The organism is Helicobacter mehlei, assembly GCF_003660265.1.
Taxonomy (GTDB): Bacteria; Campylobacterota; Campylobacteria; order Campylobacterales; family Helicobacteraceae; genus Helicobacter; species Helicobacter mehlei.
This window is the reverse complement of the sequence record NZ_QXQP01000006.1, coordinates 79,173-87,458: the sequence shown is the minus strand read 5'-3', so window position 1 is coordinate 87,458 and position 8,286 is coordinate 79,173. Positions and strand designations below refer to the sequence as shown.

Here is an 8,286-nt window from a genome sequence, read left to right as displayed (position 1 = left end):
AATGCTAATCTAGGGCTTGCACGTAACCAGCAAGCACCCCTGCAAGGACACTGAATTTTGGTGCCATTCCTTAGTTTCCTTTTGCACACCTTAGGTCTTCTTTTAATACACTTCTGGCTGGCGATTTTTTTAAAGTTTTTTAAGATGAGGCCCCATTTTAGCATAAACGGGTTAGAAGCCTTAGACTCTCATCTGTTCTTGGTAGTACAAGCTGTGCAAAACCTTGACTTCCTCTTCCTCTTTGTTCCCATCAACCATGGATTGCAAAGACCCCTTGATCGCAAACAAGGACATGTAAATATGCACGATAAAAAAGCCCACCAGCACCAGTCCTAAGAAATTATGCGCCAATGCGCTTAGGCGCAACAAAGAAATTTGGTAAAGCCCAAAAAAGTTAGCAATGGTGCTTAAATCCTCCGTATTGAAATATAAGATCCCCCCACTAGCAATCATCACTAACCCCCCCAAAGTGGCAATCCAAAACCACATCTTCTGCCCGGCGTTAAATTTATAAGCGGGCACGGGTTTTTTCTCTTTGGAGAGATAGCCCCCCATGATCACCAGCCATTTGATGTCTGCCAGTCTAAAGAACATGTCTTTAAGCCACATGAAGAGCATAGGCAACACCGCCACCATGAACACCACGCAACCCACGCTATGCGCAACTCTACAAAAGCGCACAAACGCCCCGCCCCCAAAGAAATCCCCAAAGATCATAATCAGTCCGGTGGGCACAAGCAAAATAAAACTGACCCCTGCTATCCAGTGGATGATGCGGTTAAACAAGCTAAAAAAAGGGATTTTTTGGCCACTGTGCTTGAATTGTTTAGGGCCAATGACAAGATAGTGCATTAAAAAGCCAAAGCCCACACCTAGCACCACGGCTAAAAAGAGCCATAAAAAATAATGCCCCTGCCAAAGCGTCCAAAGTTCGCCTAGCTTGGTCGTGTCTCTCTGTCCATAGGGCAGAATGCCTAAAATGCGTTCTTGATCTAGGGGGGTGCTTTGAGCGTTTAGAATGGCACTCAAGCCCGCTAAAGTGAGAAAATGTTTCATCAATCCCCCTTAAGGCGTTGCGCCCTCGACTTGGTGCGTGGCTTTGGTTTTAAAATCTTGGGCGTTGGCATATTTGGCCATGACACGCCGTCTATAAATATCGGCGATACTCAGCGCATCGCCCACCAAGAGGGCATTAGTCGAGCAAGTCGCCGCACACATGGGCACTTGCCCGCTGGCGATGCGATTGACCCCGTATAATTCCATCTCTTTTTGTGAGTGGGTGGGTGCAGGACCGCCCGCACACATGGTGCATTTGTCCATCACGCCACGCACGCCAAACGCCCCATCTCTGGGGAATTGGGGCGCGCCAAAGGGACAGGCATACAGGCAATACCCACACCCAATACAGGTTTCTTTATCGTGCAAGACGATCCCATCCTCACGGATGTAAAAACAATCTACGGGGCAAACCTGCGCGCAGGGCGCGTCTGTGCAATGTTGGCAGGCGATCGAGATAGACTTTTCCTTGCCCTCCACGCCCTCATAAAGGGTAATGACCTTGCGCCGATTCAAGCCCACTTCTAAATCGTTGGAGTGCGAACACGCCACAGAGCAGGCAAAACAACTAATACAGCGGTTGTCATCGCAATAAAACTTCATGCGATTGGCATTGGGGATTTGTTTAGCAGGTTCTAAGTTTGCCATGTTAAGCCTTTTCAATGCGGCACAAGCCGGCGTTAAACTCAGGGATTTGGGTGACCGGATCAAAGCCGTAATTGGTGATTGTGTTCGAGCTTTCCCCAGTGGTGTAGGGCTTGGTGCCCTCAGGGTAGCGATGACTCAAATCCACGCCCTGCAACACCCCCGCAAAGCTATAGGGCATGCAAATGCGATCGGGGGTTACGGAGTGGCTAAAGATTGCCTTGACCTTAATTTTAGTCCCCTCGGGCGAATGCACCCACATCATTTCCCCATCTTTAATTCCGTGGTTGAGTGCCAAATCGGGGTGGATGTGGCAAAACATCTCGGGCGTGATGTGGGATAGATACTTGCTGGTGCGCTCCAACATGCCCGCCCCGCTCAAATTCACCAAGCGCATAGAAGCGATCACAATGGGGAATTCTTTAGCCCACTCTTGTTTGTTTTGCTCGCTGGCATAGCGCACATCCACCCTAAAGTTATTCACTTGGTCTTTAATGGCGGGGTATTTTTGCACTAAATCCGGACGCGGGGAGTGCAAGGGTTCGCGGTGCAAGGGGATTTGATCGATGAAGTTCCACACAATGGCGCGCGCACGCGCATTCCCATAGACACAAACGCCCTTTTCATCGCATTTCTTTTGGATAAGCCCGCTGGTATCGACTTTCCAGTTATCCCCCATGATCGCCTTTTCGTGATCTGTGAGCTTGATCCCTAACACCTTTTCAATATTAGCCTTAGTGATCTCAGGGTACCCCCCCTTGATCGCCGAGCCCTTGATCGTAACACTCTTATCGGCTAACAAATCCTGCCCCTTATACTCTTCCCCAAAGCGCGCCCTAAAGCCCATGCCCCCCTCTTTGGTGGGGGTGCTAATGTCGTATAAAATGGGCGTGCCGGGGTGTTTTTCTGTCCAAGCTGGCCATGGCAAGCCATAATACTGCCCTTTCATAGGACCATAGCCCTCTTGGGTGATGTAATCAAACATGTGCCAATTTTCTTGCTGGGCTTTGAGCCGTTCAGGTGTCCAGCCCCCAAGCCCTATCACCTTAACCGTGCGCGCGATCTCACGGGTGGCGTCTTCGGGCCAGCTAAAGTTCTTTCTCACCTGCACCAAATCCCCGTTTTTATCAAAATCACAGAGTAGGGCTTTGGTGTATTCTTCATAAAAGCCAAACTTCTTGGCCATTTCAAACATCAATTCATGGTCTTGCTTGGCTTCATAGAGGGGCTTGACCACTTGGGATCGCCACTGGGCGGCGCGGTTTGTGGCGACCACGATCCCCTCGCACTCAAACTGGGTTGCGATGGGCAAGACATACACCCCATCGGGTTTTTCTGTGAGGATCGCCGCCTCGTTTAAAAAGGGTTCGGCGATCACCATTAAATCCAGCTTTTCAATCGCCTCTGCCATTTTGACATTGTGCGCTAGGGAGGAAACCCCATTGCCCTGCACCCAAAGCCCCTTAATGGGGGCGTTGGAGTGGGTTTTAGATTCTTGTAACACGCCCTCATGCCAAAGTGAGATGCTAAAGCCTTTTTTGTGCATCCATTCGGGGGCAAAAAAGCGTTTTTGCAAACTCTCAAAGCTCACCCCCCAGCACTTGGCATAATAACGCCAACTAGCTTCACTCAGGCCATAATAACCGGGCAAATTATCTGCCAAACAGCACATATCCGTAGAACCTTGCACATTGTCATGCCCACGCACAATATTACAACCCCCGCCCTTTTTGCCCATGTTGCCGAGCACCAGTTGCAAGATGGAGAGCATGCGCGTGTTTCCACTGCCTACGCTATGCTGTGTGATCCCTAAAGCCCACGCCAGCGTGGCCGGCTTAGCTGTTGCAAAAACGCGGGTAGTTTGAATGAGTAAGCTGGCCGGCACACCCGTGATGTCTTCCACCACTTCGGGCGTGTATTTCAAGGCTTCTTTTTTGATCTCCTCGATCCCAAAGGATTGGGTTCTAATGACCTCTTTATCCTCCCAACCATGCTTAAAGATCAAGTGCAACATGCCATAGATAAAGGCAATGTCCGTGCCCGAGCGAATCCGCACATAGATGTCCGCCTTAGCCGCGCTCTTGGTAAAGACCGGATCGATGACGATGAGTTTAGCGTTATTGCGATCCTTGGCCTGCAAGAAGTGCTTAAAGCCGATCGGATTACTCACGGCTGTATTAAGCCCGATCATCAAGATCGCTTTAGAATGCCCGACAATGTCCCCGAAATGGTTTGTCATCGCACCATAACCCCATGTATTCGCCACACCGGCGACTGTGGTGCTGTGTCAAATGCGGGCTACATGATCGATATTATTCGTCCCATAAAAGGCGGCAAATTTGCGCCAATAATAGGCTTGCTGGGAGTTCATTTTAGCACTCCCCATAAACATCATGCTATCTGGGCCGTATTTTTCGCGCATTTTGAGCATTTTTGCGCTGATTTCATCGATGGCTTGCTCGTAGCTGATGCGCTTCCACTGCCCGCCCTCGCGTTTGAGCGGGTATTTGAGGCGCATTTTAGATTTGACTAAGTCAATTTGATCCACGCCCTTACAGCAGTGGCTACCCGCGCTAATGGGGTGGTCTTGGGCAACATCTTGGCGAATCCACACCCCGTCTTTGACCTCGGCGATGATTCCACAGCCTGCCGAACAGATGCTACAAATGGTTTTAACTCTTTTAACCCCCTCATTGGGGTCGATCACACTCTCTTTTTTACTCGCTTTGGTGCTGGCAAAGGCTAAGCTTGCCCCTGCCCCTGCCCCAATTGCACCCATTTTCAAAAAGGAACGCCGACTTAATTTTCCCATGTTACTTCCTTTCTCAAACTACCACACACTTTTATAGAAAATCTCCCAAGCGGGGGTTTTATGGTAGAGAATTTCCTTTTTATTGCTCTTGCCCACCACTACGCCATTGCTACCCTTATCCGTGTTGGGGAAGTGCCTCTCGGGCATGGTGGCTAGCAAGCTCTGCCCTGCTAGAGCCCCCACGCCCAGTGCGCCTAACTTCTTTAACGCCTCTCTTCTATTCTCCATGACAACCTCCTAAGCCAGGTTGAAAAACAACCTCTCGTGTTGGATAAATGCACCTAAGATTATAGCGAAGCTTTGATAACACACGCTTTTTTTATGCGTGCTGATAGCCTCCAAAAAGGCATCGCTGAAGAGATGGAAGAAATCCTTAAAGAGTTTTTCATGCAGGCTAAAAAAGCCCTGATCCTCTAAGAGTTGCTGTAAAAACGCGTTCATCATCAGAGTTAAAAAAGCTAAATCGTCTTCAGCAATGGGGCTAGTGATTGTGTAACTCTCTATGTGTAAGCCTGATTGCTTTAAAAGCGCGATGGCTTCTAGGCGTTTTTTGCCATTGTCTTGGCCTTCTAGATAGTAGGACGCGCTTAAGGGCACAAACACCTCCCCAGGGGCAAACAACACGGCGTTTTGCTCCGCCTCAAAGGCTTGCAAGCCCTGCGCTAAAAAAGTGTCAAACTCCTGCCACGCCTGCGCGCTACTCACATCAAAGGGGAAGTCTTTTAGGTGATTGGCTAGAGCTTTGAGTTCGTTAAAAATGACCTCCTTCTGCACAAACACCACCATGTAATGCCATAGGCGGTAGTAGATCGCGCGCGCGTAAATGAGATTAGGGTCTATAGATGTCATTTGAAAATGGAGTTGATGTCTAGCATGTCTTCTAGCATGATCTTGACCTTGCAATCTGGGCAGGCGTATAGAGTGGCGATTCTGCGCGCATCGCCTTGAAATCTAGGGATCATCATTTGGGCGATCTTTTGCACGCTCTTAGTGGTCCCAATGGGCTTGCCACACATTTTACAGCCAAACAAGCTATCTTGCGCCATGATTTTGGGGGTGAAGTAAGAGGGGTTTAGCGCGATCCCATCGCGCTCTAAATGCAAACAATCTTTTTCAGGGCAGGTCGCCTCGCAATACCCGCATGTGGTGCACAGACTGGGGTTAAACAAAAGGGTGTAGGTATTGCCATCAATGCTCAAGGCATTGGTATTGCACGCTCCCACACAAGAGAGGCAGAGGGTGCAATTAGAGTTGATCTCTATGTGCCCATAGCGGATAAAACTCGCTGAGGGCACGCGCCCATAATCCCCCTGCCCTATGGCGTGCTGGAGGCGTTGGGCGAATAGATCGCGTTTGGTGCGTGCGGGGATAGTGGGGGGGGTGAAGTGGGTGGATTCTAAACACTTGGCGCGCTGCAAGCACGCTTGTAAGCTAGCAAGATCGCTAGCTAGCAAGATCGCTTCTTCTTGGTAGAGTTGGGCGTAAATGCCATTGAGCAGGGCGATGCTCTCCAAAGTGCCCACGCCCAAATCTTGGGGAGCATAGAGTACAATTTGACTCCCACTCTCTTGTAATAGCGTGAGCAGGGCGACTTGTTCTAAGATATTCAGATTGACACAGAGGGGCAAAACCTCTTTTTTAAGGGGAGTGAGGGGTAAATCTGCCCTGTGATCTAAGAGCAGGGGGATATAACCCCTATAGAGTTTAGCCACCTCCTGCATGCACTCCAAGCTAAAACTAGCATAACTCAAACTCCCACTAGGACACACACTAATACACTGGCCACAATCAATACAAGCTTGGTGCTTGATGAGCAAATGGCGGTTGTCTTCGCATTCTATGCCCTTATCTAGAGCGATTTGGGGGTCTAATTTAGCGATCGCTTGAGTGGGGCAAACTTCGCTGCATTTGCCACAACACTCTACGCGCCGTTGGTGGTATTGGCAAATCTCTTGGTTATAGCTAAAAAATTCGCTCAACAAGCCCTCTGGCGTGGGGGTGTGCTTGGTGGAGTCAAAATCAAATTGCAGGCCGTGGACTTCATAGAGTAAAGAGAGGCTTTGGGCGAGTTCTAGGGGGCTTTGGGCGCTATTTTCTAGCAAAAAATTGATCTCCCTGCCCACCCTCTTAGCCCCCTGCAAGGGCACATTAGAAACCACGCATTCTAGGCTTGAATCCACCCTGTCTAAAACCTCAATGTGATCGTGCAGGGGCAAGTCGGGACATTGAGGGTTTTTAATATAGAGAAACTCTAGCATGTCCTGATCTTAAAATAGGGGCTTAAATGAAAAATTAACATGAATTTTGCTTGTCTTTCCAACGATCTTTAGTCAAATAATAGCCCACATAGCACAAAATCCCATACCCAATGGTCAAATAAGCCCCCGTGCGCTGTTCGGGGTCAATATAAGCCCCAAAAACGCCAATTAAAGACCCACTAATGCCAATCACTTGGATTAAGGGTAAAAAGGGCGCGCGGTAGGGGAGTTCGTCTAAGGATTTGCCCGAAGCCAAGAATTGCTTTCTAAAATTGTATTGTGCCACGCTCACGCTAATCCATACAATGATCACGCTAAAACTAATGATGTTGATCAGGGCTTCCATCATTTCTTTAATCTTGCCATTTCTAGCGTATTCGTTGCCAAACATAATTAGCAAAGTAAAGCCCATGGATAAATACATTGCGTAAATGGGCGTGCCCTGTTTGTTGAGTCTGGCAAAAATGGGAGGGAACATTTTTTTTGGGCTAAACCATAGACCATGCGGCTAGAAGCGTAAATCCCCGAATTGGCTGTGGAGAGAATGGCGGTGATGATTACAAAATTCATAATGTCGGCAGCATAGGGAATTCCCGTCCCAAAAAAGGGCAAAGGGATACGCTCTAGAGCACTCACAAAGGGACTTTTGACAATGCTAGAATCTGTCATAGGCAAAAACACCGCAATCACAAAGACGGAGCCCAAAAAGAAAAACACGATGCGCCACAAGGTTGCCCTAATGGCTTTTGGCATCACCACGCTGGGGTTTTTAGTCTCCCCCACGGCTACGCCTATGATCTCGGTGCCCGTGTAGGCAAAAATCACGCCCAAGATCGCACCAAAGACGGCATGGATTCCCTTGGGGAAAACCCCTGCTTCTAGCCCATTTTGTGGATCGGGGGTGCTGATATAGAAATTATGCAAGACACTCTCCCAGCCGTATAAATAGACTTGGTGGAAAATCCCCACGATCCCTAAAATAATAAAAATAAAAACCGCTAAAACCTTGATTGAGGCTAGGAGAAATTCTCCCCGGGCAAAAATGCGCACCGAAAACACATTGAGCAAGAATATCAGCAACACACAAGCCCCCACCCAATACTCAATAGGGACGACTTTTGGATCAACCCAGCGTTGCATGAGCACGCCCACCGCAAAGTATTCCACTGCCACGGTGACAATCCAACCCACCCAATACATCCAAAACACCATGTAACCGGTTGCCGGTCCAATAAAACGATCGGCATAATCCCCAAAACTCCCCGTGCTAGGATAAACGCTGGCTAGTTCGCCCAAAGATAGCATGATCGAATAGACAATCACACCCCCGACTAGATAGGCAATCAAAGTCCCTAGAGGACCGGCATTGGCAATGTTGCCCCCCGTGCCCACAAATAACCCAGTCCCAATCGTCCCGCCTAGAGCAATCATCAGTAATTGCCCTAAATGGATATCCCGACTCAAACCCTGTTGATCTGGTTTAACCTTTTCTTTTTCCATTTCTCTTTCCTTATG

The 8,286-nt window shown here is 48.8% G+C and carries 6 protein-coding genes and 1 pseudogene; all 7 read right to left on the bottom strand.

The window, feature by feature from the left end; translation table 11 throughout:
- Window positions 1-180 precede the first annotated feature (180 nt).
- Window positions 181-1,056: a formate dehydrogenase subunit gamma gene (locus EAO36_RS03450; RefSeq protein WP_120948225.1), complete on the bottom strand. Its 876-nt coding sequence runs from the start codon at window positions 1,054-1,056 to the stop codon at window positions 181-183.
- A 9-nt stretch (window positions 1,057-1,065) separates the two neighbouring features.
- Complete coding sequence (gene fdh3B / locus EAO36_RS03445) at window positions 1,066-1,704, bottom strand: formate dehydrogenase FDH3 subunit beta (RefSeq protein ID WP_120948226.1); 639 nt, start codon at window positions 1,702-1,704, stop codon at window positions 1,066-1,068.
- A 1-nt stretch (window position 1,705) separates the two neighbouring features.
- Window positions 1,706-4,513, bottom strand: coding sequence for a formate dehydrogenase subunit alpha (locus tag EAO36_RS03440; RefSeq protein WP_143928398.1), 2,808 nt, complete (start codon window positions 4,511-4,513; stop codon window positions 1,706-1,708).
- 18 nt (window positions 4,514-4,531) lie between these two features.
- Window positions 4,532-4,741 carry a hypothetical protein gene (locus EAO36_RS03430; RefSeq protein ID WP_013890748.1) on the bottom strand — a complete coding sequence of 70 codons (210 nt, stop codon included), beginning with the start codon at window positions 4,739-4,741 and terminating at the stop codon, window positions 4,532-4,534.
- Window positions 4,742-4,750: 9 nt separating this feature from the next.
- Complete coding sequence (locus EAO36_RS03425; protein WP_120955702.1) at window positions 4,751-5,362, bottom strand: molecular chaperone TorD family protein; 612 nt, start codon at window positions 5,360-5,362, stop codon at window positions 4,751-4,753.
- Window positions 5,359-6,771, bottom strand: a complete 1,413-nt coding sequence (locus EAO36_RS03420; RefSeq protein WP_120955701.1) for a 4Fe-4S binding protein — start codon at window positions 6,769-6,771, stop codon at window positions 5,359-5,361. The genes EAO36_RS03425 and EAO36_RS03420 overlap by 4 nt, the downstream gene beginning before the upstream one ends.
- A gap of 34 nt (window positions 6,772-6,805) precedes the next feature.
- A pseudogene (locus tag EAO36_RS03415) lies at window positions 6,806-8,271 on the bottom strand (amino acid permease).
- Window positions 8,272-8,286: the final 15 nt, after the last annotated feature.